Origin of the sequence: Microcoleus sp. B3-D7 (genome assembly GCF_036705305.1) — a bacterium.
In the GTDB taxonomy this organism is placed as follows: domain Bacteria; phylum Cyanobacteriota; class Cyanobacteriia; order Cyanobacteriales; family Microcoleaceae; genus Microcoleus.
On record NZ_JAUBUE010000006.1, the window covers coordinates 83,101 to 109,174 of the forward strand.

22 protein-coding genes are annotated in these 26,074 nt (G+C 46.7%); 9 read left to right on the forward strand and 13 right to left on the reverse strand.

All coding sequences use genetic code 11. From position 1 onward, the window contains the following. Positions 1–42: 42 nt before the first annotated feature. Both QUB25_RS06820 and csaB read right to left on the reverse strand, forming a co-directional pair. Positions 43–795, reverse strand: a complete 753-nt coding sequence (locus QUB25_RS06820; RefSeq protein WP_333182484.1) for a Uma2 family endonuclease — start codon at positions 793–795, stop codon at positions 43–45. A gap of 22 nt (positions 796–817) precedes the next feature. After that, positions 818–1,855 (reverse strand): polysaccharide pyruvyl transferase CsaB, encoded by a 1,038-nt coding sequence (gene csaB, locus QUB25_RS06825; RefSeq protein WP_333182485.1) that lies wholly within the window; start codon positions 1,853–1,855, stop codon positions 818–820. Between the two features lie 291 nt (positions 1,856–2,146). Between csaB and QUB25_RS06830 the strand changes: the two genes are divergently transcribed. The 3 genes from QUB25_RS06830 (at position 2,147) to QUB25_RS06840 (ending at position 6,986) form a co-directional block, all read left to right on the forward strand. Then, on the forward strand, positions 2,147–2,461 hold the full coding sequence (locus QUB25_RS06830) for a DUF2499 domain-containing protein (protein ID WP_006632397.1): 315 nt from the start codon (positions 2,147–2,149) through the stop codon (positions 2,459–2,461). 16 nt (positions 2,462–2,477) lie between these two features. Continuing rightward, positions 2,478–2,897 carry a lysozyme inhibitor LprI family protein gene (locus QUB25_RS06835; RefSeq protein ID WP_333182486.1) on the forward strand — a complete coding sequence of 140 codons (420 nt, stop codon included), beginning with the start codon at positions 2,478–2,480 and terminating at the stop codon, positions 2,895–2,897. 189 nt (positions 2,898–3,086) lie between these two features. Further along, on the forward strand, positions 3,087–6,986 hold the full coding sequence (locus tag QUB25_RS06840; RefSeq protein WP_333182487.1) for a DNA polymerase III subunit alpha: 3,900 nt from the start codon (positions 3,087–3,089) through the stop codon (positions 6,984–6,986). On the opposite strand, the gene QUB25_RS06845 is transcribed toward QUB25_RS06840, so the two are convergent. From QUB25_RS06845 to QUB25_RS06855, 3 genes are all read right to left on the reverse strand, one after another. Beyond that, a complete protein-coding gene (locus QUB25_RS06845) occupies positions 6,963–9,047 on the reverse strand; it encodes a serine/threonine-protein kinase (RefSeq protein ID WP_333182488.1) in 2,085 nt (694 codons plus the stop codon). The two genes, QUB25_RS06840 and QUB25_RS06845, sit on opposite strands and share 24 nt — an antisense overlap. Positions 9,048–9,376: 329 nt before the next feature. Continuing rightward, positions 9,377–9,715, reverse strand: coding sequence for a DUF3593 domain-containing protein (locus tag QUB25_RS06850; protein ID WP_190656609.1), 339 nt, complete (start codon positions 9,713–9,715; stop codon positions 9,377–9,379). Positions 9,716–10,012: 297 nt separating this feature from the next. Then, positions 10,013–10,663 carry an ATP-binding protein gene (locus QUB25_RS06855; RefSeq protein WP_333182489.1) on the reverse strand — a complete coding sequence of 217 codons (651 nt, stop codon included), beginning with the start codon at positions 10,661–10,663 and terminating at the stop codon, positions 10,013–10,015. A 170-nt stretch (positions 10,664–10,833) separates the two neighbouring features. Between QUB25_RS06855 and QUB25_RS06860 the strand changes: the two genes are divergently transcribed. Together QUB25_RS06860 and QUB25_RS06865 are read left to right on the forward strand one after the other, a co-directional pair. Continuing rightward, a complete protein-coding gene (locus tag QUB25_RS06860) occupies positions 10,834–11,043 on the forward strand; it encodes a hypothetical protein (protein ID WP_333182490.1) in 210 nt (69 codons plus the stop codon). 244 nt (positions 11,044–11,287) lie between these two features. Further along, on the forward strand, positions 11,288–11,992 hold the full coding sequence (locus QUB25_RS06865; protein WP_333182491.1) for a pentapeptide repeat-containing protein: 705 nt from the start codon (positions 11,288–11,290) through the stop codon (positions 11,990–11,992). Positions 11,993–12,096: 104 nt separating this feature from the next. Here QUB25_RS06865 and QUB25_RS06870 read toward each other — a convergent pair whose 3' ends face one another. Together QUB25_RS06870 and gatA are read right to left on the reverse strand one after the other, a co-directional pair. Then, entirely contained in the window at positions 12,097–13,155 is a 1,059-nt protein-coding gene (locus QUB25_RS06870) for an alpha/beta fold hydrolase (RefSeq protein WP_333182492.1), read from the reverse strand. A 118-nt stretch (positions 13,156–13,273) separates the two neighbouring features. After that, positions 13,274–14,734: an Asp-tRNA(Asn)/Glu-tRNA(Gln) amidotransferase subunit GatA gene (gatA, locus tag QUB25_RS06875; RefSeq protein WP_333058859.1), complete on the reverse strand. Its 1,461-nt coding sequence runs from the start codon at positions 14,732–14,734 to the stop codon at positions 13,274–13,276. A 1,079-nt stretch (positions 14,735–15,813) separates the two neighbouring features. Here gatA and QUB25_RS06880 point away from each other — a divergent pair. The 3 genes from QUB25_RS06880 to QUB25_RS06890 all read left to right on the forward strand — a co-directional run bounded on the left by QUB25_RS06880 (position 15,814) and on the right by QUB25_RS06890 (position 18,677). After that, entirely contained in the window at positions 15,814–16,269 is a 456-nt protein-coding gene (locus QUB25_RS06880) for a helix-turn-helix domain-containing protein (RefSeq protein WP_333044446.1), read from the forward strand. 214 nt (positions 16,270–16,483) lie between these two features. Then, positions 16,484–17,785 (forward strand): serine hydrolase, encoded by a 1,302-nt coding sequence (locus QUB25_RS06885; RefSeq protein ID WP_333182493.1) that lies wholly within the window; start codon positions 16,484–16,486, stop codon positions 17,783–17,785. Between the two features lie 55 nt (positions 17,786–17,840). Then, positions 17,841–18,677 carry an alpha/beta hydrolase gene (locus QUB25_RS06890; protein ID WP_333182494.1) on the forward strand — a complete coding sequence of 279 codons (837 nt, stop codon included), beginning with the start codon at positions 17,841–17,843 and terminating at the stop codon, positions 18,675–18,677. Positions 18,678–18,806: 129 nt separating this feature from the next. Here QUB25_RS06890 and QUB25_RS06895 read toward each other — a convergent pair whose 3' ends face one another. From QUB25_RS06895 to carA, 5 genes are all read right to left on the reverse strand, one after another. Beyond that, positions 18,807–19,085 (reverse strand): DUF1816 domain-containing protein, encoded by a 279-nt coding sequence (locus QUB25_RS06895; protein ID WP_333037226.1) that lies wholly within the window; start codon positions 19,083–19,085, stop codon positions 18,807–18,809. Between the two features lie 295 nt (positions 19,086–19,380). Beyond that, positions 19,381–20,829, reverse strand: coding sequence for a 23S rRNA (guanosine(2251)-2'-O)-methyltransferase RlmB (gene rlmB / locus QUB25_RS06900; RefSeq protein ID WP_333182495.1), 1,449 nt, complete (start codon positions 20,827–20,829; stop codon positions 19,381–19,383). Positions 20,830–21,092: 263 nt separating this feature from the next. Further along, complete coding sequence (locus tag QUB25_RS06905) at positions 21,093–21,539, reverse strand: ribonuclease III domain-containing protein (protein WP_333182496.1); 447 nt, start codon at positions 21,537–21,539, stop codon at positions 21,093–21,095. 383 nt (positions 21,540–21,922) lie between these two features. Next, positions 21,923–22,279 carry an STAS domain-containing protein gene (locus tag QUB25_RS06910; protein WP_333037230.1) on the reverse strand — a complete coding sequence of 119 codons (357 nt, stop codon included), beginning with the start codon at positions 22,277–22,279 and terminating at the stop codon, positions 21,923–21,925. Positions 22,280–22,460: 181 nt separating this feature from the next. Continuing rightward, positions 22,461–23,618: a glutamine-hydrolyzing carbamoyl-phosphate synthase small subunit gene (carA, locus tag QUB25_RS06915; RefSeq protein ID WP_333182497.1), complete on the reverse strand. Its 1,158-nt coding sequence runs from the start codon at positions 23,616–23,618 to the stop codon at positions 22,461–22,463. Between carA and QUB25_RS06920 the strand changes: the two genes are divergently transcribed. After that, positions 23,617–24,585 (forward strand): retropepsin-like aspartic protease, encoded by a 969-nt coding sequence (locus tag QUB25_RS06920; RefSeq protein ID WP_333182498.1) that lies wholly within the window; start codon positions 23,617–23,619, stop codon positions 24,583–24,585. The two genes, carA and QUB25_RS06920, sit on opposite strands and share 2 nt — an antisense overlap. A 215-nt stretch (positions 24,586–24,800) precedes the next feature. On the opposite strand, the gene trpD is transcribed toward QUB25_RS06920, so the two are convergent. After that, complete coding sequence (trpD, locus tag QUB25_RS06925) at positions 24,801–25,916, reverse strand: anthranilate phosphoribosyltransferase (RefSeq protein WP_333182499.1); 1,116 nt, start codon at positions 25,914–25,916, stop codon at positions 24,801–24,803. Positions 25,917–26,074: the final 158 nt, after the last annotated feature.

Here is a 26,074-nt window from a genome sequence, read left to right on the forward strand (position 1 = left end):
TAAAAATTGTTTATCGCCAAGTTTTAATTGCTCATTATTGCATTAGGCTTCTGGTTCAATGCCTGCTGCTCTTAATTGCGCGGCTAATCTTTCCGATCGTTCTCGTTCTTGTTCGGCTTGCTGTTGAGCGATATCCCTTTGCTGCCGTTCCCTTTCTACCATTTCTGCTCCCCACAATAACATCTCTCCGCTCTCATCCCACCACCGCAACCAATATCCGGTTCTTTCGGCCTTGGTTCCCTGCCAAACACCTAGAAATAACCCAACTCCTTCAATCCAATAACGATTGTTTGAATCCGGCTGCTGTACTTGATATCTTTCTGATGAATTCAACTGATAGACTTCTAGAAGTCCGGCGGCAGGTTCAAAAAGTGCATAGATTGGCACTCCCAATACTTGCTCGTAAAAAAACCATTTTCCCGGCGGATACGTTGGTTTTATTGAATATTCATCGTTGGGACTAGCTGACAAAAATTCCATGACGATCGCCGGAATTTCCCCTTCTAAGTTGGGAGTGTAACTGCGGCGAATTTCTTGACTAGAAAGCGGCTGGACGTTGCGGGCATAAAACCAATCTGGAGCTTTGATAACTAGCTTGCTATCTACTGTGGCACAAATGCCCATATTTGGGGCAATTAATATTCCTGCTTCTATTAGCCCCGCGATTTCTAAGATTTCTCGCAAGGCTGCAGCGAGCAAGGGCTGGTCCATATTTTCCACAGGTTCCTCGTCTAAAATAAAATCGTCTGGCAATTTTTCCCAGGTAATTTTTAAGTCGGCTGTACTGGCTGTCATTGTATTTCACCTCTGGATGAGATTACTGGAGCGCGGCTCGCAATACTTCGCTATGAAAGAGCGATCGCTCTACTATAAATTTTATCCTGTCTGGCGATAAGGCGTCGCCGTTAGCATAGTGTTCCATCCAGGTTTTGCTAATTAAATAAGGATCGTCTGGCAATTCTGATAATAAGTATCCTGGCATTTCTAGCTCTTCCATTAACTGGCTTACTTTCGGATCGTAGCTGAGGGCAAAACAGCGGCATTCTTCGGATGCTGCCATAATTAAACTGTGGTAGCGCATCCCGATCGCCATTTCGACTCCCCGGAACACTCCTTTTAATTTTCTCGGATCGTCTAAACTGAGGATGCGGCTCGTTTTGGGCAGGGCTTCGTGCAAATGTTTCGCAATTTCTAAGTCGTGAGACGCTTGAAAAGGCAGCAGCAAAATTAAGGTGCGAGTTGCTTTTTGAAAGTCAACTAAAGCTTGAGTTAAGATTGACAAACGGGCAGTAGTTAGTGTAGAATGAGAACGCAAACAAACAGCAACTCTGGGCGCAGGTAAATCCCACAAACCCGACACGGGAGAATTCTCCAAAGCCCACACGGGATCGGGCGCTAAAGTAAAGGGAATTTTCCAATCTGCAAGTAAAGTAGCTGAACCTTTATCGCGCACGCTGACGGCGGTGCATCCAGCAAAACAGCGCTGAGATAACTTGCGAGTCATTTCGCGCTTCAAAGGCCCAATTCCTTGGGCCCAGGCAACTGTTTTTAAGCCCATCCGCTGCGCTAATCCCATCAAACCCCCATAATAAAAAGGGCTCGCAATGCTAGTAGCGTCTTGGATTAAACTACCGCCGCCCCAGATTAGCGCGTCGGATGTGCGGAGTGCTTCGAGAACTTGGAACGCATTCATGCGATCGCGCGCAGCTACCCCGTACCGCTGATTTGTCTCGACAGGATTGCCAGACAGGACGATCGGCGTCACCCCATCTGGTAACATTTGCAGTAGCGATGCCAACAGCGCCTCGTCGCCGCCGTTGCCTTTACCGTAATAGCCGCACAAAATTGCTCGCATTTCTACTCTTTTCTTGGTTTGTGATGGGGAATCTAACTATTTTAGATTTGAGATTTTAGATTTTTTTGATATTTGAGATTTGATCCTACTACCAAAAAAATGCTACTCTCAGCAAGCTTCAAGGCTTTACGTCATCAGTCAGCTCAAATCGAAAATCTAATAAAATCTCAAATCGCTAATCTAAAATTGTATGACGCATCATACTTTATATGACAGTTTCGTAAGTCCCGATAGATAAATTTTTCATCTTCGTTATCGATAAATCTTTCATCTTCGTTCACCATACAAAAAATGCACGCTTTGTCAATTCCCACCTGGATTATTCACGTCTCTAGCGTCGTCGAGTGGATTGCCGCCATCTGGTTAATTTGGACTTACGGCGAAGTCACTCAAAACCGAGCTTGGTGGGCCCTTTCCGCCGCAATGCTGCCCGCTCTCGTCAGCGCTATGTGTGCCTGTACATGGCACTATTTTGACAACTCCCCAGCCCTAGAATGGATTGTTACCCTGCAAGCGGCGATGACTCTCATCGGCAATTTTACTCTATGGGCGGCGGCTTGGTGGATTTGGCGATCGGCTCAGCCAGCAGAGAAAATTAAAGATTAAAAAAAGGAGAAACGAAGTGAAAAATAGCCCTATTTTGGTAAAATTTGCGGCGATTTTGCTTTTGTTGACAGCCGGATTTTTGCTTCCCAGCAAAGCCAGCAACATTCCCCTGCAAGTCGCCCAACAGCCTAACTGCAAAAATCCTCAAACCACGCTAGACATGAATATGTGTTCTAGTCAAGAGTTTGAGGCTGCGGACAAAAAGCTCAATCAAGTCTATCAGCAACTGCAAGCAAAAATCAGCAGTAGACAAAAGCAGAGATTGACGCTGGCCCAGCGTACTTGGATCAAATTTCGAGATGAAAATTGTGATTATGCAAAAGGGCAGTTTGAAGGCGGTAGTTTGGCTGCTTCTACCTACGGTTATTGCAGGGCCAGAGTGACGCAAGAACGGATTAAAGATTTGGAAGGTTATTTGAAACAAGCAAATTTGTAAAAGTTCGATCGCGATCGAGAATAATTTACCCATTCAATCATCAATACCGCGACAACCTCATCTTTTGCACTTTTAGAAGCCCCAGCACAAACCAGCTCAAGAGTGATATAAAGCTTTGTTTTTTATTTTACGCTTTGACACGCCGATGGTGTAAAATCTAAATTCTCAAATCTTATATTTTAAATCCCTATGTCCTTCGTTGGTTTGCACATTCACAGCGATTATAGCTTACTAGATGGGGCTTCTCAGCTACAACAGCTCGCAGAACGGGCGGTGGAATTGGGGATGCCCGCGATCGCCCTTACAGACCACGGGGTGATGTACGGCGCGATCGAGCTAATCAAAGTTTGCCGAAATAAAAATATCAAGCCGATTATTGGCAATGAAATGTATGTCGTCAACGGCGACATTGAAGTAAAAGTTCGAGGTAGAAGAAAATACCACCAAGTTGTTTTAGCTAAAAATACCCAAGGTTATAAAAACCTCGTCAAACTAACCACAATTTCCCACTTAAAGGGAATGCCTGAAAGAGGTATTTTTGCCCGACCTTGCATCAACAAGGAACTGCTAAAACAATACTCCGAAGGTTTAATTGTCACCAGTGCTTGCTTGGGCGGGGAAGTTCCCCAAATGATTCTCCAAAACAAGCTAGATACTGCCCGCGAAGTAGCCACATGGTATAAAGAAGTATTTGGGGAAGATTACTATATAGAAATTCAAGACCACGGTTCCCCGGAAGATCGGATTGTTAATGTTGAAATCGTTAAAATTGCCCGTGAACTCAAGATTAAAATAATTGCCACCAATGATTCTCACTATATTTCCTGCAACGACGTAGAAGCACACGATGCTTTGCTGTGCATTAACACCAACAAACTGATTGAAGAAGACAAGCGGATGCGCTACAGCGGCACCGAATATTTGAAGTCCGCAGACGAGATGGCGCAACTGTTTCGAGACCATTTGGATGATGAAACAATCAAAGAGGCGATCGAAAATACTCTAGAGGTCGCAAATAAAGTATCGAGATACGAGCTCACAGGAGAAGCTCGAATTCCCACAATTCCAATTCCCCCAGAACATACAGCCGATACTTATGTAGAAGAAATATCCTGGCAGGGACTCTTAGAACGCCTCAAAGCCCGCACCAGAAATGAAATCCCCGCCGTCTACAAACAAAGACTAGAATACGAACTGAAAATGCTTCAGCAGATGGGATTTTCGGAATACTTTTTAGTAGTTTGGGACTACATAAAATATGCGAGAGACAACGATATTCCAGTAGGGCCAGGACGCGGTTCTGCCGCAGGTTCTCTAGTTGCCTATGTCCTCAAAATCACCAATATAGACCCCGTACACCACGGACTACTATTCGAGCGATTTCTCAATCCCGAACGCAAATCTATGCCAGATATTGATAGCGATTTCTGCATAGAAAGGCGGGATGACATGATTAAATACGTTACTGAAAAATATGGTAGCGACCGCGTAGCGCAAATTATTACTTTCAATAGAATGACATCAAAAGCTGTATTGAAGGATGTTGGCAGGGTGTTAGGTATTCCCTACAAAAAAGCCGACGAAATGGCAAAATTAATTCCCGTGTCCCGGGGAAAACCGGAAAAGCTTAAGGTGATGATTTCCGAGGACACACCTGCCCAGGAATTTAAAGACAACTATGAAAATACAATTTGCATCAATGAAGAAACAGGGACAGAAGTCCCTGTGCGTCAGTGGATTGACATGGCAATTCGCATTGAAGGAACGAACAAAACCTATGGCGTTCACGCAGCAGGTGTGGTAATTTCTTCAGAGCCGTTGGATGAACTTGTACCGCTGCAAAAGAATAATGAGGGTGCTGTAATTACCCAATATTTCATGGAAGATTTGGAATTTTTGGGGCTGCTGAAAATGGACTTTTTGGGCTTGAAAAATTTAACAACGCTCCAGAAAACAGTTGATTATATTAAGCACACCCAAAATCTAATTGTAGATCCAGAAATGCTACCTTCTGATATAGAGCGCAGAGCTCAAGAGACTTTTACCCGAATCAAAAAGTTACCAAATGATGTAGATAAAACTTATAGACTTTTAGAAAGAGGAGATTTAGAAGGTATTTTTCAGTTAGAATCCTCTGGAATGCTGGATGTAGTGAAAAAACTCAAACCTTCCTGTCTGGATGATATTTCTTCTATTTTGGCACTTTACCGACCTGGGCCGCTGGATGCAGGTTTGATTCCTCAGTTTATTGACTGCAAGCACGGTAAAACAGTTGAGTACGATCATCCGCTATTAGAACCGATTTTAAAAGAGACTTACGGAACGCTTTGCTTTCAAGAGCAAATTATGCGGATGGCTCAAGATTTGGCCGGCTATTCTTTGGGGCAAGCTGACTTGCTGCGGCGTGCAATGGGCAAGAAGAAAGCTGATGAAATGCAGAAGCAAAAAGAAACGTTTATCGACGGCGCAACTAAGAATGGAGTCAGTCAAAGGATTGCTGAGAAACTGTTCGCCCAGATGCTGCAATTCGCTGAATACTGTTTTAATAAATCCCATTCAATGGCTTATGCCTATATCACTTATCAAACTGCCTATTTAAAGGCGAATTATCCTCTAGAATACATGGCTGCACTTCTGACTGCTAACAGGGGCGATCAGGATAAAGTACAGAAATATATTGCCAATTGTCTCAAGCTGGGTATTGAGGTTGAGCCGCCAGATGTTAATAGCTCGGAACTTACTTTTACACCGCTTCCCAAACTGATGACTGGCTCTGCAAAAGATAAAATTTTGTTTGGGATTTCTGCTGTTAAAAATGTGGGAGAAGCGGCAATTGAAAATATTTTGGCAGCGAGACAGGAAGGGGGTAAGTTTAAATCGCTGGCTGATTTGTGCGATCGCGTAAATCTCCATTCTGTCAACCGCCGCGCTTTAGAAGCTTTAATTCAATGCGGTGCTTTTGACAAAATTGAAAACAACCGCAAGCAATTAGTAAACGACCTCGAAGGAGTGATGAAATGGGCGCAAGAGCGCAAAAGAGATAGAGAAAGCGGGCAAGGTAATCTCTTTGACTTGTTAGGTACGAATAGCTTTGGTAAGTCTGTCAATACCTATGAGTCTGCACCTAAATCTAAATTGGTACAAGATTATGACAAACAGGAGAAATTGCGTTTAGAAAAAGAATTACTTGGGTTTTATGTATCAGAACATCCCCTGAAATTTCTCATGCAAGTAAACCCAGATCCCGATGTGGTGACTCTCGAACAGCTAGCAGATAAAAAGGGTAAAGTATCAGTTATTGTCATGCTCAACGCTATCAAAATGGTAGTGACAAAAAAAGGCGATGCCATGGCAATTTTGCAATTAGAAGATTTGACACATCAAATAAAAGCTGTTGTGTTCCCCAAGGCTTACGAACAAGTGAAGCCTTACATTGTAGAGAATGCTATTTTACAGATTAGTGGAAAAATTGAGAAAGATGGGGAGGAAATTCAGATAATTGTAGACACTGCAAAGCCGGTTGAAACAGTACAGGTTGCAGAGGAAATCGAGAGGGTTCAACCGGAAACACAAAACTCTTGGGCGACGGAACCGGAAACACAAAACTCTTGGGCGGCGCAACCGGAAACACAAAATTCTTGGGCGGCGCAACCGGTCAACATTGTACGATCGACAAAACCTGTGGAAGTTTTAGAAATGGTGATTGTCAAGCTGACACCGCAGCAAGTACAAGACGGCAAAAAACTCAATTCCCTCAAAGCTATTTTACAAGAACTTTCCAATCGTGGAGAAGGTGCTAGCGTTTCTGTGGGAGGAATTGTTGTCGGTGAATATTCCTGTCAACCCGTTCGCATTAACCCTCAATTGTGGGTGCAAGATGGCGAGGGAACTGTTAGCCGTCTTAAGTCGGCTGGATTTGATGCTTGGGTTTTTCCTCTAGGCAATCGCGGGGATGCTGCGGTGTTTCGAGAAATGCGATCGCAACTTAATGTACATTCTTGGGCCAGTCGTTTACTTGACACTAACACCGATCGCCTTCACAAGTATGTCAATTATCTCGCCCAACTAAACAGACGCCCGCCAAATTAGCACTTCGCCGCCATCCCCACCGGTGACTAAAGTTTGACCGTCAGGACTAAAAGCCACCGGATTGCACCCAGCAAGAGAGCACAAACATTCTCCTGTTTCCAGGTTCCAGAGTTTAACCGTACCGTCTCGACTGCCGCTAGCCATAGTTTCGCGATCTGGACTAATCGCCACCGAAATTACCGCATCTGAATGCCCGATCAAAGTATTAATTAATTCCCCTGTATCGGCATTCCACAATTTAATAGTAGCATCGGCACTTCCACTGACAATCGTCTTTCCATCTTGACTAAATGCGATCGCATAAACCCAATCTGAATGACCGACAAAAGTCCGTACACTCTCCCCAATACCTACAAGCCACATCTTGATAGTTGTGTCAGCACTGCCGCTGGCAAGCATCATACTTTGAGGGCGAAAACTAACAGATAAAACCTTGTCAGAATGTCCCGAAAGTTTTTGAACCAATTCTCCATTGCGCTGGTTCCACAATTTAATACTCTGGTCGCCGCTAGCACTCGCAATCGCTCCCGAGTCGCAACTAAAAGCCACCGAGTACACGGAGCCGTAGCGGTGGCTGTACGGCGAACCAAAATCGCTATAAAATTCGCGAATCATCGCCTTTTTATCCAGCTTCCACTCAATGACTTTTCTGTCAAAACTGCCGCTAACCAGCATTCTCCCGTCTGAGCTGATTGCCACAGCATCAACCGTTGCGGAATGGCCGAAAAAAGTATGGATGAATTCACCTGTTTGCAGGTTCCACAGCTTAATTGTTTTATCGTCGCTGGCGCTCGCGAGAATATTACCTTGAGGATTAATAACCACAGCATTAACCGGGGCCGAATGACCCTGGAGAATCCGCTCGCACCGCCAGTTATTAGACAATAATGTCGGATTGCGAGCGGATGGCGCAACATTAATATTTTGGGGCGGCGCGGCAGAGAAGGCGGTTGCTGTATTTGGCTGCGAGTTAGTTACTGGCGAATTAATAGCGATTTTGGTGGGCGAATTATAACTGATTTGAGAGCGGGGATATTGCCCAAAATTTACCAAGTCTTGCAACACTTCAGCAGCGGATTGATATCGCTCTCGTACCGAATCTTTGAGCAATTTATTCAAAATAGTTGCTAATTTTTGGCTGACTTTTATGCCTTTTTGCGCCAAGTGCGATCGCCAAATCCATTGGCATTCCAAAGCATCGAACAAATCCTTCAATACCGCCCCAGTTAGCAGGTGAATGCAGGTAACGCCCAAACTGTAAAGGTCGCTCGCCGGATACGCCTTGCCACTGCGAATTTGTTCGATCGGCGCATAGCCTGCAGTTCCAGTTATCGTCCCAGTTTGCGCCTCAGAAAGGCCGGTAATGTGCTTAGCAACTCCAAAATCTACTAGCACAAACTGACCCCCCCTGGCCTTCCCCTGTACAGCAGGAGATTCAGCGACAATTAGCCCTTTCATACCAGCAGAAGATTGAGGTAAATTTGCCCCTCCTTTTCGTTTACCAGGAGTCGAGCTGGGATATCCCGCAGCCCGCAAGGTTTGGGGAGTTCTCCGCACAATATTTTCCGGCTTAATATCCCGATGAATCACCTGCTGCTCGTGAACAAATTGCAAAACAGGCAACAAATTGATTAACAATTCCCAAATCTGTTCCTCGCTAAAAGCTCCCCGCTGCTGCAACTCCTGAAACAAATTATTTCCCTCGATTAACTCTTCCACAAGATACAGACGTTTGGCTTGTTCAAAAGAAGCCAGCAAACTTGGAATCTGCGGGTGCTCTCCGAGTTCGTGCAATCGGTGAGCTTCTTGTTTAAACAGTGCAGTTGCCTTTTCTAATTCAGCTTTTTCTTGAACTTGGGGGAAAAATTGTTTGATGGCGCAGGGAGTTTTCAACCTATCTTCATCGACAGCTAAAAAAGTTCTGCCAAATGTTCCTTCACCGATAGGCTGAATGGCGCGGTAACGCTCTTTCAGTAGCAATTTAGAGCCGCACGCCAGACAAAAATTGGTTGAGTCAGCATTCTGCGGCTTTTGGCAATGGGGATTGAGGCAATAGCTCATCTTTTTTCCGGCCTGGAGATTCCCACCACAGCTAAACTTAGCAACATGGTAGTCTGTTTCCACTCACGCCCAGAGCACCATTCTCGATAATACCCGAGAAACTCGCTTTCTTAACCCAAAATCTCGGCTCTCAAGTTGAGCTCGTGGCAAGAAACCAAGGTGAGGACACTAGAAGTGCTTGATGTGAGTTTCCATATATTCTAATGCTTTCCTAAAATTTTGCCGGTTGGCGGCTCACAAACTGGTATGTCAACAGTTAATTAACTGTTAACTACGGCTATTCTGGAGCATTTACGCGGAGAGTAAATACAAAACTGAGATGAGCTCGGCTATTCTCCCCCATCTAAAAGACACTCTGGCTCCTCGCCGCCCTTCTGTGACGATGCTTTGGCTTTAATCACTGCTTCTCTAAAACCTAAAACTAATAAAATATTGGCAATTGTTAAGAAGAGTTCTGCAGAACCGTGCAGCCAATCGACATTTGCTAGCGACTCGTTGTAGGCAACTTTTGCGTAAATTGCGGCGGGAATCGTCACAGCCACAAAAACGAGAGTGCCGTAAAATCCCATCAAAGCTAAACGGGGTGTTTTTCCCGATCGAGTCAAAAACCAGAGAAATCCCAAGTAGGGAAATAGAGACAGAACAAATAAAGTTTCTTTGGAAATCATTAGTAATTGGCGAGCGACCAGATACTATGATAAATTAAAAGCTCAAAAATTAGTGTGAATATTTTTTAACTTTTAATGTTTAGTTTTTAATATTTAATTAGACAGATGCACCCGTTTCTATCGAACCGCTATAGAATCACCCAAGACCATAGCTCTTAACCCAAGCCGCAGCAGGTTGGCGTTATTCAAAAACCCTCACCCACGCGGAGACAAAACCCGTAACTTTTCCCCTAACACCGTTTTTACCATAACACATTTTTCACCGTGCCAGTCTGTTAATTGTCCCTCACTCTAAAGCTACCCAGCAATTAGAAATAGAGACTGTTCCACAGTTTTCTGTCTGCTAGGCATCAAGCAAGCATCGTTCAAAACCTCTAAATCCAAGCCGTTATTTCTATCTGCTGCCAGAATTTCTTTCAGCTTAGCATCAAAATCAAAACACGGGCCGCAATCCCAAACTTTGAGTTCCAACCGTCCCTTAAACACCCTAATTTCCAGTTGAACAGGAGTTTCTACTGGCAGATTTTTGTGAGCGTGGCGAACTGCATTAGTGAAACCTTCAGCCAACGCCAACTGAAAGTTCCACCAAACTTCCTTGGGGAGCGATATATCTTTCAACTGTTCAAACCACAACAAAACTTGAGTTAAAGCATTGACATCTGTGTTGACTTGCAGGCTAATATGTTGAATACAAGTTTCATGCAGCTCTTCTTCCTGCTCTGTTTCAGTCTGCCAATCCCAGGTGTTTAATAAATTCATTAACCCATCTAAAACGCTAGCTTTTTTTATATTTTGGGAGCGATTGCGACCTTCTACTTCGTAACTTTTGCTCAGGGACAAACAATTTCGATTGTCGAGAGTCCGGGTGTAACTGATCTCGTCTGCAATCTGCCACATGAGTTTGATCCCCCTGCCGCCTTCTGCAAGTTGATCTATGCTGTTCGACATCTATTTTCCTCGTCTGAAAGTATTAGCTGTACCCTATTTTCCCACCCGCCGAGACATTTGGTACTTTTTTTATACTTGCTTGCTCGGTATTATTTCGGGGATCATACAAAAATGCTATCTTTTTTAGAGAAGGCAGCGCATCAGCAATATGTCTTAAGAGTCTAAGCCAATTGGCTTATTTACCTATCGCCTGTACGGAGAACGATCGCCCTCGGCAGCAAAATCCAACTGCATCGCTTACAAATACTTATCCGTTGTCCGAGTCAGCCACTTGTCGCAGCCGTCGCCAGCTCCAGAATCCCTGGTATTTAGCGCCTCCGGCCGTTCGCCGCTTGCTGCCGCGGAGCCTTGATGTGCGGGCTTTCATCCCCAACGCCTAAGTAATATCCGTGAGCGCGATCGAACCTTACACCGTCGATTCACGTCCATCCACTAGACTAGGACTTACGCAAACAACCCAGTTTCTGCTTAGAATATTGGGTTTGACAGCGAGGAATTAACGAGGAAACCGGGTTTTTGGTCTCCCGCACGTAAGTCTAGCAGACAAATCGGTGATGAAAGGCAGTTACAGGACTTACCCAGACTATGACCAAAATCAAACTGAAAATTCTGACTGCAGCGATAATGCTACTCCCATTTTGCGCCGCACTTCCCTTACCAGCTCAAAATGTGTCTCTAGTCAAGCGGCTGCTAGAAACCAGAGGATGTCCCGGATGCGACTTATTTGGCGCTTCCTTGAGCCGTGCAGATTTGTTTGGGGCTTCCTTGAGCCGCGCCACTCTCAGCAGGGCCGACTTAGTTGATGCAGACTTGACTGCAGCTGACTTAATGGAAGCTAATTTAAACAACGCCAACATGAGAAACGCCTTTTTGGCTGACGCCGACCTCAGCAAAGCCGACATGAGCAGGGCCGACATCAGGGGAGCTAACTTAGAAAATGCTAACCTCAGCGAGAGTTTTCTGCGAGACGCATCCCTCCAGTTGGCTAACTTAAAATGCAGTAATTTGAGCGCCGCTAAACTAAGTAGAATAGACCTGAGAAATGCCGATTTAAGCGGTGCAAATCTCAGCGGTGCAGACCTCCAAGAAGCCGATTTAAGCGGTGCAAATCTCAGCGGTGCAGACCTTAGATCTGCCGACTTGAGGGATGCGAGATTGAACAAAGCTAATCTCACCGATGCCAATCTCTGCGGGGCCCGGATGCCGAACAGAAAAATATCTCGGCGAGGCTGCGAAGTTAAGAAAGAACAAGCGATAAGCACGAACAATTACTGCAATTACTGCTATGCCTTGAATGACTGGTGGCTGAATGTATTAAGGTTGCAGTAAGCGGTATCATCGGGATAACTGCTCCGCTTTAGATATGTACTGTTAGAAATGCGAGCAGGCGGTACAGATATCAAACTTAACCTGTTACCGCCAATAGCTTTTATCTACTTTGAAGAACCTAAAAATTGGCTCAGTATTTGCAAATATTCTGCGCCCCCGATCTGTGCCACATTAGTGTGACCTCCCTCAGGAACTATGTAAAGCTGTTTGGGCTCAGGTGCTGCATCAAACAGTTTTTTGCTCATTTCTACAGGAACTACATTGTCAGCAGTCCCGTGAATAAAGAGCACCGGCATTTGCAGGCGATCGACTTTTGAAAGAGAATCAAACCGCTGTGTCAGCAAAAAATCGATCGGAAACATCCAAAACAGCCCTTTTTGGAAATTAACCATCGCCCGCGTCGAAGTAAAAGAACCTTCTACGATTAACCCCGCCGCTTCCGGGTGACGCACCGCTAGATCGATCGCGATCGCCCCTCCCAAAGAATGACCGTAGAGATAAATTTGATTCGGGTTAATCCCCCGCTGTTTCACCAAATAATCCCAAGCAAGTTGAGCATCCTCATAAACCTGAGATTCACTCGGAAAATCGCCCTGGCTTTTTCCATAACCACGATAATCCATCACAAATACCGACAAACCTAATCGATGAAATCGATAAGCGTGTTCGACATTTGCTCCCACATTTGAAGCATTGCCGTGCAGGTACAAAACTACCCCCCCTAACCCCCCCTTGTTAAGGGGGGGAACCGGAGCGACTGCCGGTCTCTCACTTTGCGGGGACGTTCCGACTCCTCTAGCTCCCCCCCTTGCCAAGGGGGGGCTGGGGGGGGTATCCGAGTCTCCGGTGTTAACAGAGGGAACAGCCTCCCCCTTTCTTGCTCCACCCCTTGCTAAGGGGGGGCTGGGGGGATTTTCCGAGGCAGGAATCCACCACCCGTGCACGCTGTCCACCGCGCCTGTTTTAGTTGGAATTGGCAGCCAGACATCTTGATATTTCAACTGAAAATCATCTGGCGTAGTTTCGATCGCCCGCGCAGGAAAAAAGATAAACTTACCTTGCGCTACAAATAGGAATACACAAGCAGCAGAATAAGCAACGGCAAAAACTATCCCAAAAGCTATTAGCGATTTAGACAAAAGGAATACTAGCAAATTGTTCATAGATAGAGCACGCGGGAAAGTATAGATCGCTCAAAAGCTAATGGCAAATGATTAATTCAGACAATTAGCCAAGATCGATTACTAACTTCCGCCGCAGCATTCCGCCGATTTTCAAAAATTAATGCAATTCCGGGTGGTGTAAGTGCCAATTCGTAGACTGTTCGTAAGCGTGAGCCACTTGAAACAACCGAGATTCTTGCAAAACATTACTAATCAGTTGTATACCCACGGGCAGTCCTTTATCATCAAATCCGCAGGGCAAATTCAAAGCTGGCAAACCAGCAAGATTCACGGGAATAGTCATCAAATCTGACAAATACATACTCAGGGGGTCATTGAATTTTTCGCCTGCCTTAAATGCGGTAGTAGGAGCAGTGGGACAGACTAAAACATCAACTTGAGAAAAAGCTTTTTCAAAGTCTTCTTTAATCAAAGTCCGAACTTTTTGAGCTTTTAGATAATAGGCATCGTAATATCCAGCCGACAATACGTAAGTGCCGATCGCAATCCGGCGTTTAACTTCCGCACCGAACCCTTGAGAGCGGGTTTTGGCATACATATCCAAAAGATTATCGGGATCTGGAGATCGGAAACCGTACTTGACTCCATCATATCGCGCCAAATTTGCCGAAGCTTCCGAGGGAGCAATGATGTAGTAAGTGGGCAAACCGTAGCGGAACCGGGGACAAGAAATGACTTGAATTTCTGCGCCCAATTGTTGAAATTGCTCGATCGCCTTAGTAACAGCGTCTTTAACCCCCGAGTCCAGCCCTACACCAAAAGTTTCTTTAATTACACCAATTCTAATCTGACCCTTCGGTCGCAAACTGGGTCTTAAAGCTTGAGCGTAGTCAGGAATTGGGACATTAAGACTCGTGGAATCTCTCGGATCGTAACCGGCGATCGCCCCCAACAAAATCGCCGTATCCTCAACAGTCCGGCCAAAGGGCCCGATTTGATCGAGAGAAGAAGCATAGGCCACCAAACCGTAGCGAGAAACCAACCCATAAGTCGGTTTCAGCCCCACCAACCCGCAAAAAGCGGCAGGTTGGCGGATCGAGCCCCCAGTATCCGAACCCAAACTCACGACGCATTCTCCAGCGGCCACTGCTGCGGCAGAACCCCCAGAAGACCCTCCGGGCACGCGCTCCAAGTCCCAAGGATTCGCGGTAACTTGATAGGCAGAAGTTTCTGTCGAGCTCCCCATTGCAAACTCGTCCATATTCGCCTTACCCACAATCACCGCACCGGCTGCTTGCAGTTTGGAGACAACGGTTGCATCGTAGGGAGGCACAAAATTCTCCAAAATCCGAGAGGCGCAGGTTGTGGGAACGCCCTCGGTACACATATTATCTTTAACGGCGATCGGGATGCCGGCCAACAGGCCAATTTGCTCTCCGGCTGCGATTTGGGCATCCACTTTATGGGCCTGCGCCAATGCGCTGTCTGCCGTCACGCACAGAAAGCTTTTCAACTTCGGCTCTAGCTGGGTAATTCGGTCTAATGCTTCTTGAGTAATTTCCACAGCAGAGCGTTCTTTATTGACCAGTTGTCGGTGCAACTCGCGGATGGATGCCATGCTCGTACCTTTATTATTTCTACTTTGAGACAATACAGTTAATATAACTGGCAATTGTACCTGCTTACAGCCCGAAGGCAAAGTCAGCTATTTTTGTGGCGAAAGTTCGATCGCGCGATCGGTCATTTTATGTACAATAGATTAAATTCCTTAAATCCCACCGAACACAAAATAGCGATCGAGTTTTTTACCTAATCTTTTAACAAACCAAGAATGCAAGTGTATCAGGACTGATGCAAAAAGTGGTTTGATGCGAGATTTATATAAGTAAGGGGTAATGTGTGCAGTGCGACCCTACATAATTAGGTTCTGCCTCCAAGAATGTGTATGCAAGATCACAATCATTAGGAAATCAGTCATTCCCAATTCTGTAATCTAAATTTTAAAATATTAGAACCCAGCTTATCTTTGACGAAACTTAGTAGTTATGGGATAAAAAGATGTATACAAAATACACTACTTCTATATTTTTACTGCTTTATTCCGGCAAATCTATTCAGATAAAATTAAATATGTACTAATAATATAGTACCAGTTTTGTGAGAAATAATTTATTTTTAAAGACAGATATTGAAGCATCTGTAGCTGAGTTTGGACGAGATTACTCCCCTCCTGGCTATCCAGAAAAAATCAACTGAAAATAAAAAGTTACGACAAATATAATATTAGATTATGACAGCACATCCCCTAATAATTATAACCAGATTATGAAGGGCAATTTTTAGTCAAAAATTACTGAAAGTTATCAGTCAGCCGAGTGAATTAATGGCGGCTGCGCGATCGAAGAAAATAGCGATCGACCTTTTCCCATACAGGCCCATTGTGCCAGGGGTTAAAAAGCCTGTCAGAAATCTGGGGCTCACAAAAAAGCTCGAAACGGTCACCGCCACGCCGAGGTATCCTGTTGCCCGCACCTGCAAAAAAACAGCAGTCCTTCCTCAAGTGCGACTAGCTGCGTGCATCTGGGGTAAAAAAAGCTACTTATTTGCCCGAACGATCCCCAGGAAAATAATTTCATCCGGAATTATCCCCAAAACCAAAGATATATGGTAAGAAGTTCCCGATGCCCCGTTGGAGGAATGCCACCTAAAGCTCACTTAGAATCCCACCTGACGGCAGAGGAACTCAAAATTCGCTACCGGCAGGCACAAAACACCACAGAGTCGCGCCGCTGGCACTTGCTGCTCTTAGTGTCCAGAAATTGGACTATCAAACAAGCAGCCCAAGTCGTAGGTCTCAACTACGACTACGCCAAAGAAATTGTCCAGCGCTACAACCGAGAAGGGCCTAACTCTGTGAGAAATCGCAGCGGAGACCGCCAGCCCCCTCCTGCGAAATCCTTGCTGAATCCTGAAGAGCAAGAAGAACTGCGACAAGCGCTGCAAGGCCCTGCCCCCGACGGCGGAGACTGGACAGGCCCCAAAGTAGCTCGCTGGATTGCCGAAAAAATCGGTAGCGATCATGTCTGGCCCCAACGCGGCTGGGATTACCTCAAGCGGTTGGGTGCTGACTGGCGACGGCGGCGCAAAAAGTAGATAGTTCCCAATATTTAAAGGGGGTTGATTGCTTTGGTGCGATCGCTCCCTTTATCTTGGTTATTTTGCCACATTGGCGCGATTAAAACCATTTTAGATGGGAGATTTTAGAGTTGTTCTTCAATCTCAAATCTCCCATCTAAAATCTCAAAGCGTTTGACTGATGTAACAATAGCTGCTTATATTGAATGTGGTGGTGTTGAGGATGTTCAAGATGCAAGATATCAGGTGTTTTTTGTCGATCGCCAACAAGATGGCGGCAGTAGTAGCCGGCATTGGACTGGTTCAGATGTTAACCATCGCAAGTTCATTCTCTCAATCATCTAACCCGCGTTCCCTAGACGAACTCTACAAAACTCGCGATCGGCTGATCGCCGAATTAGAACAACCCCCATCTCCCTCCCCAGAACCAACCCTGCTCTCGCGCTTAGTTCCCGTTGCCGCCAATCCTCAAGAACAACTGCTACAGCAGTTGCAAGCGGTGGAAGCTCAAATATTAGTAGAACAGAGGGCTAAGGACGACTTACAGCAAGCAGTCCGTTTAGCCAACCGAGCCGTAGAAACTCAACGGCAGCAAAATAAGTCGATCGAATCTTCGCAGCAAACTCAATTTTTCTGGCATCAGGCGCTCAACAACTTGCAGGAAGTTCCTCAAAATTCATTTTTAGCTTCGCTCACTGCCTCAAAAACTCAAGAATACCGGGAAAATTTAACAGCAGCAACCTTTCAAGTGCAGCAAGCAAAATCTGATTTTTTGGGTGCGCTTGCGCGGGAAAGCGGTTTGTCGGCTCAAGCTTCGATCGGTGTTTGCAAGCTTTCTAGAGAATGCGTAAACCTCCGGGGCGATGTGCCTCCTGCCAGTCCTGCCAGCTTAATTAAATTGCCGATTGCTGTCGCCCTGATGCAAAAAGTCGAAAAAGAAAAAATTAGTCTGAATCAGGAAGTATTAGTCAGTCGCGGTAATTTCACCGAAGACGCATCGGCAAAGATTAGGTCCAATCGCAATTACCCGCTACAGCTACTGTTAGAAGAAATGATCTATCACAGCAGCAATATTGCCACCAATCAACTAATCGATTATTTGGGATCGGATTACATCAATCAATATTTAGATAACAGCGGCTACGAAGTCACCCGCGTCAACTTCAAATTGATGGGGGCAAAAATTATGCCTTCCAACCCCGGTTCGGGTCGCAACCGCCTGACTGCTAACGAACTCACCGAAATGATGGTGCAAATTTACAACGGCGAAACACCCGGTGCTAAACTGTTAATAGAAACTCTCAATCGTCAGTACGATCACGCTCTGGGATTTGCTGCCTTGCAAGGAACTAAAGCTCAGTGGTTGGGCGAAAAAACAGGCCAAAATTCGCGGGTGCTCGGCACAACTTTAGCAATGAGCATTGACGACGAGGCCTATGTGATTACGGTGATTGACAGCCGCAGCGGCGAGCTACAAATGCGCCAGTCTATTTCTAAAATTGCCGATTACATTGTCCGAAACCCCAGCTTTTAACCGCTGGAATATACAATTTATAGCGGGGAAAACGCACCGCCCAAACAGTTAAAAAATGCCGCATCACAAACTCAGTGTTTCCGTCAAAGGCAAAGGATTTCCTATTCTCTGCTTGCACGGCCATCCAGGTTCCGGCGATTGTATGTCGGTATTTACAGAACACCTATCAAAGCGGTTCCAGACGATCGCCCCCGACTTGCGCGGCTACGGCAACAGCCGCACCTCAACTTTCTTTGAAATGACCGATCATCTGGTCGATTTAGAAGCACTATTAGACAGATTAGGAGTCGATCGGTGTTTGGTGATCGGATGGTCTTTGGGAGGGATTTTAGCCCTGGAATTAGCCATGAAATATCCCCAGCGAGTCACTGGTTTGATTCTACTTGCATCCGCAGCCAAACCGCGAGGAAGTCACCCTCCCATCTCTTGGCAAGATAACCTTTACACAGGTTTAGCCGGAATTATCAATTGGGCCCTACCCGGTTGGCAGTGGAATATTGATACTTTTGCGAGGCGATCGCTCTTTCGCTACTTGATACAGCAGCATAACGCCACCCCTTACCGCTACTTAGCACAGGCAGGTACCCCCGCCTATCTCAAGACTTCCAACACGGCCACCAAGGCGTTAAATACCGCTCTGAGGGCTGGATACGATCGACTGATCCACCTGGGCGATATTCAATGTCCCAGCTTGGTGTTGGCCGGAGAGGGCGATCGGCACATCACCTCAGCATCCAGTTTAGAAACCGCCCGCCACCTCCACGATTGTCAGTGGCAGTGCTATCCCAATACAGCCCACTTGTTCCCTTGGGAAATTCCCGATCGGGTACTCGCAGACATCGATCGCTGGATTGAGAGTCACCCCGAAGCAGTTGGCAATTGCGAGTGTTGAGTTTTGAGTTTTTCACAAGCAATTTATCACCCAACACTCAAGAGTTTTGAAGTTATAACTCACAACTCAAAACCGCACAGCGTTGCGAGGGAAGCGTAGCCCTCTCAAAACTCAAAATTCCCCCTGCTTCTACTGACCGCTCAAAACCGGCCAGAGCCCTCCATCACCAAGCTTTCCCAAATCTTCTGCAACAGTTAAAGTAATTGGTTTGCAGCGGTGAATCGAAACACTAACACCTTCTGCCCCTTCATTTTCTATGTCTTCTACATATCCTGCTTTTGCAGCTTCCGCCTCTCCATCGGTTAAGAACGGGCCAAAATAGTAAATGCACCGCGGCGCTGAAGTTTTAACTTCAACCCACCAAGCCAATCCGAAAAAGTTGAGCAAGCTAATCAAGAATTCTTTCATCTGCTTTTCTAATGTATTTGACGGTGTTTCAGGGTGCTGCGAACACGCCTAGGCTGTTGTTATTTACACGTGGCTCACTGCTGCCAAGAACCGATCCAAACCTATTTAAAGCTGATATCTAAATAGATTGGTGTCGAATTCCTGTTTGAACCTGGGGGGCTGGCCCCTTCTACTTTCGCCTGAACAAGTAACGACAGTCGATCGGCTATCCTTACTTGTTCCGGGTGTGGTGCTGCTCAATTCTGGGCAGCATTCACAATAAACTACTCTGTTGTGCTCTTTTTTTCAAGCACCTTTACGATCCGTGTACGTGAAACTTTTTGGGCCCGCGCTGGCGGTAAATTTCGTATAAAGCCATCCCCGTTGCTACCGAGACATTCAGGCTAGGAGTATGGCCCCTTAAAGGAATTGAAACTAATCCGTCACATCCGCGCTGTATCAAAAGGCTCAAACCGTCAGCTTCACCACCTACCACTAAAACAGTGGGTCCGGAGAACTTGACTGTCTCTATAGATTGACCGACGCCTGCTGCAGTGCCATAAATCCAGAATCCAGCCTCTTTGAGTTCTTCCAGCGCCCGGTTAAGATTGACAACCCTCGCCACGGGCAGGCTTTCCAATGCCCCTGCTGCCACTTTTCTTACTGCCGAGGTAATCCCAACAGCCCGCCGCTGCGGAATCACCATGCCCTGAGATCCCAATGCTTCTGCGGTGCGAATGATCGCCCCTAGATTGTGCGGGTCGTTGAGTCCTTCTGCTACCACAATTACTGGATCTTCGCAAGCCGACTTAGCCTTTGCGATCAGTTCGCTCAAATCCAGGTATTCGTAAGCTGATACTTGAGCCGCTACGCCTTGGTGGTTTGCTTTGCGGGTGATGTAGTCGAGGCGCAAATCGTCAACTTCGTCAATGATGCTGCCGTTGGCTTTGGCTTCTGTTAGCAAGCTATGAAAGCGGGGATCGTAGCGCAGGTGGGGAACAACCCAGATCCGGTTGAGGACTTGGTTTGTTTCTAAAGCTGCTTGCACCGCATGGCGGCCGTAAATCATGTCGTCTGTGTCTGCGTCTGGTTGCACGACTGTATTTGAGGCACTGTCAACAGGGCGAGTGTCTCTGTCTTTGTCTCTGTCTCTGAAATGGTTGCCCCGGAATTCCTGCGGGCTCTTGTCTTTGTCTCTGTCTTTGTAATAATTGCCCCTGGATTCCTGCGGGCTGCTGTCTCTGTCTCTGTCTCGGAAATTGTTGCGGGCCGGCTGCGGGCTGCTGTCTCTGTCTCTGTCTCTGTCTCGGAAATTGTTGCGGGCCGGCTGCGGGCTGCTGTCTCGGTCTCTGTCTCGGTCTCTGTCTCGGAAATTGTTGCCGGCTGGCTGCGGGCTGCTGTCTCTGTCTTGGTAATAATTGCCCCTGGATTCCTGCGGGCTGCTGTCTCTGTCTCTGTCTTGGTAATAATTGCCCCTGGATTCCTGCGGGCTGCTGTCTCTGTCTTGGAAAGTATTATTTCTGCGAAGGGATGGTTGGCTGTCGGAATCGACTCTCCGTTTGAAAATTGCTCTCACAGGCATTTCTCGCGATTGCGGGGCGAAGGTCGATCGCTTTTGAGGCGCGTCTACTCCGCGAGTGTCGGGACGGGGCTTGCGTTCAAAGCGGGGAGAGGATGGTTGTGAGTCCTGACGGCGGCCTTCGCTTTTGAATGGCTTGCTGTCGGAATTCGATCGCGAAAAGTTGGGTTTGGTAAATTTTCTCATTGGTTTCTTGTGGTCAAAAGGTTTTGGCTGAAGGCTAGTCGATTGTAGATTGTAGATGTGAGATTGTTGATTGAGGGAGCAATCTTTGGGCTTCGAGATTTTAGATAGTCTAGCGAGGGAGCAAGGATTTTGCTGTGTTCAAATTGCTAGTTAATAACTGATAAATCCTGTTTTGCCGATCGACATTTTTGCGGTTTTATGTTAGCCGTGTAAGGAGGGTTAATTAATCCCTCCCCATGCCCAACTCTTAACTGCTAAATCCTTTAAGTCTCAAGATCTAAAAGTCCCAGAAGTTCGGTCAATCTTTCGGGATCGGTGAGATACAAATATCCGACCAAGGTTTCTAAGCTGCTGGCTTGTTGGTATATCTCTGGATCTGCTCGTTTAGAACGGCCCGCTGCAGCATTGCGGCCGCGCTTGACAATTGCTAATTCTGTACTGTTCAAGTAAGGAGAGAGCGATCGCAAATGACGCGCTTGAGTTTCGGCTCGTACTTGCCCCACCACTAATTCGTGATAAGCTTGCAATCTTTTGGGTGGGACTAAGTACGAACTCCGAACGTAGAGTTCGTATACTGCATCTCCCAAATATGCCCAGGCTGCGGGCGAAATTCTTTCTATTTCTGCTGGTGTAGCCCTCGCAGGATGCACTCGATTTAAACTGATATCCGTCAGACTCAGTTTGAGCCCGTCATCTGCGATCGGCGACATACTTTTTTAAATAAAACTTCCGCACAGCTTGGTTTTTCTAGTCACTTACTTATTGCGTCTTTCATCACTTCAGCAATTATAGCTTTCCCAGGAGTGTTCGCTGTCAGATCACGAAACGAGATATATAGGCAAAGCTTTGCGTGACGATCGCACTCCTAAAAAAGGCTTTTTACCAAATCGGGATGCTCTAATTTTTATACCATTTTTCCGCGTGTTTGCCACACATATTTTACTGCCCATCCAACGAAACTCTAAGCATCGGGGAAAGGGTGGCTGGCGCGTGTCGCAGCTTCTGGGAAAATCGGTATTGTTTTACCCGCACTAAAATAAAAATTTGCTATCCAGCGTTGAGAACCGGATAGCTAATTTAATTCACTTTGGCGTCAAGCATCCTTGACGTTTTTTACCGCCTCATCAACCGAAGGCTGCAAAGACAAAAATTTCTCTAAGCGAACCAGTTTAACAGTCTGAGTTACGCGGGGATTTGAGACAATTTGCAATGTCCCTTCCAAGGTTTGGGCTTTTTTGACAAGTTGCACAAGTGCGCCCAAGCCTGAACTATCCACAAAGTCTATCTGAGACAAGTCCAAAATTACGTGTTTTGGGCCCTCGTCAATACATTTGCTTATTACCTTCCGAAAAGTTGCCTCAGAAAAAGCGTCCAGCAGGCCAGTCAGGCGAAATAACTGATAGTTATTCTTGACTTCGCGAGTGCCTCTGAGGCTAACGGTCAGGGTCAATGACTCAGGAATGACACCCTCCTAGCTAGATATGGCTTAAAGTCGAGGCTTCATTATAGGAGTTTTTTGGTCTTTTGTCTACAGTTTTTTAGTCATGAGTCATTAGTCATGAGTCATTAGTCAGAAGCGATCGACACAAACAGCCTCTGATGACTACTGACTCAGGACTGCTGACTGCTGACTACTTACTGCTGGCTACTTTCTGATTGTCTCGCATTGACTGCACGAATCGATCGAATAAATAGTCGGCGTCGTGCGGGCCCGGACTGGCTTCCGGGTGGTACTGCACGGAGAACAGTGGCAGAGTTTTGTGCTTCAATCCGGCTACGGTGCGATCGTTCAAATTGAGATGAGTAATTTCTACTTCGGGGGCTAGGGAATCGGGGTCGATCGCAAAACCGTGATTTTGGCTAGTAATTTCTACTTGCTCAGTTAAACCCGCTGGATGATTCAATCCACGATGGCCGAACTTAAGTTTAAAAGTTTCTGCACCCAAGGAAAGTCCCAAAATTTGGTGTCCCATGCAGATGCCGAATACGGGTTTGTCCGACTTTAACAAAGCTTTCGCAGTCGCGATCCCTTCCGTGACCGCCGCCGGATCTCCGGGGCCGTTGGACAGAAAAATGCCGTCCGGGTTGTATTTGAGGATTTCCTCCGGCGACGTGTCAGCGGGGACAACGATGACCCGACACCCGTAACTCGCCAGACGCCGCAGGATGTTGCGCTTGATCCCAAAGTCTAGCGCTACCACCGTCCACATTTGGCCATTAGCAGGTTTGACTGTAGGACTGAACTCCCAAACCGAGTCCGTGGCTTCAGACCACTCGTAAACCTCGCGAGTGGTGACTTCCTGGACCAGATTCAGCCCGTCCATGCTGGGGGCGTCTTGTACTAGCTCCAAAAGCTCTGCCTGGTCGAGAATCGTGGTCGAAATGCCGCCGTTGATCGCTCCCACCGTGCGAATTTTGCGAGTGAGGGCGCGGGTGTCGATCCCGTAAATTCCGGGGATATCGTACTGTTTCAGGTAGTCTTGCAGAGATTGCGAGCAGCGCCAGTTGCTGGGGCGGCTGCATACGTTGCGGGCGATCGCACCCCGAATTTGCGGGCGCGAGGATTCTTCGTCTTCGAGATTTACCCCGGTATTGCCCAATTCTGGATAAGTAAAAGTTACAATTTGACCGCAATAGCTGGGATCGGTCAATACTTCTTGGTAGCCCGTCATTCCCGTATTAAATACTACCTCGCCAACGACGGTGGCTTCAGCGCCAAACGACCAGCCGCGGTAAGCAGTACCGTCAGCCAGGACTAGGAGAGCGGGTTGTGCAGTTGAAAGTGACATGGCATCCTTAAATACTTTCGTTTGGTTTAATTCTTACCACTGCCAGCGATTTGATGCTAGTCGGCAATATACAGATATTATTTTAATTTGTGCAAGGGTTCGGCAAAGCAAGGCACCTAGGCCCGAGGCAGAAGCAACAGGTAATCAAAAAGCTGCAACAAGTGCAAATTCTCCCACTCCCCACCCTCGGCATCTCCTCGTCTCTCCATCTCCCTCTGGGGCAGCAATTTATCTGCCAGCCGCTTATGACGGCAGAAAGTCTAAATCTATACCAAAAGGCAGTTGTCGCTGTTACGATCGAGCTACAGCGTTTAACGAAACTATGGCTAGTAAATCTCCCTTGCCTTTACTCTCAAACTTATACAAGCATCTACTGAACTCTCAAAAACGGTGCAAACCGTTACTGGTTGTAACAACAGTTATTTCTCTGAGCAGTTCAATTTTAGTAGGGACTGTTGCCAACTCCTCGCGAGCAGTGGCTCAAGAAAGTGAGGGATGCTTCATGCGGAGCTCGTCAGGCCGAACCGTCAACCTCAGCCAATCAGTCTGCGGTTTTCTCCCCAAAGAATTGACGCCCACTACTTCGGCGGCGGCCAAGTCGGGAGTGTTTCAGGCAAAAATCAAACGCCGAGAGGCTAATATCCCCGTCATAGAAGTCACGTTTAACGGCAAACAAAAGTTCGAGATGATGGTAGATTCTGGAGCTAGTGGCACAGTAATTACACCAGCAATGGCTAAAGCCTTGGGCGTTGTTCTCCAGGGAACAGTGCAAGCACAAACTCCGAACGGAGTGGCTACTTTTCCCCTCGGTCGCTTGACTTCTATGGAAGCTGGGGGTCTGGCGGTTAACAATGTAGTTGTCGCAGTCTCGCCATCCCTAGATATCGGACTGTTGGGTCACGACTTTTTTGGTAATAAAGATGTGACTATTAAGCAAGATGTCATTGAATTTCGATCGCGCTCTTAAACAGAAGGAAGAAGGAAGAGGGAAGAAGGAAGAAGGAAGAAGGATTTTTTTTACTAACCAACAAGAAGAGAAGAGAGAAAAAAGTTTCCCAACTTGAAAAAGTATGAATGCAGAAGGCTGAGTTTTAGACGGTTAGAGCGGGAAGATTTGGGTATTCTAAATTTTTCTTTACTTCTTCCTTCTTCCTTCTTCCCTCTTCCTTCTTCCCTCTTCCTTCATTTCAAAAACTCAATCAACTGCTGCAACTTCAACCAAGATTCGCCGCTCAGTAAAATGTCCTTAGCCATAGAAACTCCTGCTGCGTGGGAACCCATAGGAATTGCACCTCCCACCTGAAAAGCCAAAGAGGCATTCAAAGCTACAACATCCATTTGTGCGGGCGTACCTTTGCCTTGCAAAACGTTCCGCAAAATCTCGGCGTTTTCCTCAACATTTCCGCCTTTTAACGAGCCGATCGCACTTGGTGTCAATCCTACCTTTTGGGGGTCTAAAGTAGCCAGTTCCACTTTGCCATCCGACAAAACGGCCAAATCAGTCACATCTCCCAACCCCGCCTCGTCCAATTTTTCTCTGCCGTGAACGACTACAGCTAACTCAGTCCCCAACTCGCCCAAAGCTTGGGCAATAGTTGATACCAGACTAGGATCGAACACCCCGATTACCTGCCCTGTAGGGCGCATAGGATTGACAAGGGGCCCTAAAAGGTTAAAAACAGTCCGCACCTTCAAAGTGCGCCGGAGCGACGCTACAGCCTTAAGGGCGGGATGCCACCCAGGAGCAAATAAAAAGGTAATGCCTACTTCGTCTACCGCAGCTTTTACCTTCGCGGCATCGGCGTTGAGGTTGACTCCGAGTGCTTCCAACACGTCAGCAGAACCCACTTTGCTTGATGCGGAGCGATTTCCGTGTTTCGCGACTCGAACTTTGCCGGCGGCGGCGACAAAAGCTACAGCAGTGGAAATGTTAAACGTAGAAGCGCCGTCGCCGCCGGTGCCGCAAGTATCAATTAATTTGAGATTGGAGATTGAGGATTTGGGATTGAAAACGCTCTCCGAGTCGCCTGCAAGCGACTGAGAATGCAATACCTGAGCCATTCCTACCAATTCTTGGGCAGAGATGCCTTTGGCTTGGATGGCCGCTAAAATTGCTCCTGAAAGAACGGGGGGAATAGCTTCTGCTAGCCATCCCTGCATCAACTCGGCTGCTTGGGCGCGCGAGAGAGATTGCCTGTCTAATAGTTGTTGCAGGAGGGCTGGCCACAGAGGAGAATCCGCCGTCTGGGTTGAAGCTGGGGATAACTCTGGCGTTGCTAGGAGAGGAGAATCTGTCATTTATTAGTTCTAGTCAAATTTAGCCCGATCGAGCTTGGCGGCCAAACCGAGAATCGATCGGGATTTTACCAGACTTGCAGACCCAATTTTGCGCGATCGGGTTCAGATTTTTGCCCAAATGCCAGCACCGCTACATAATTTTTCCCCCGCAGCAGCAG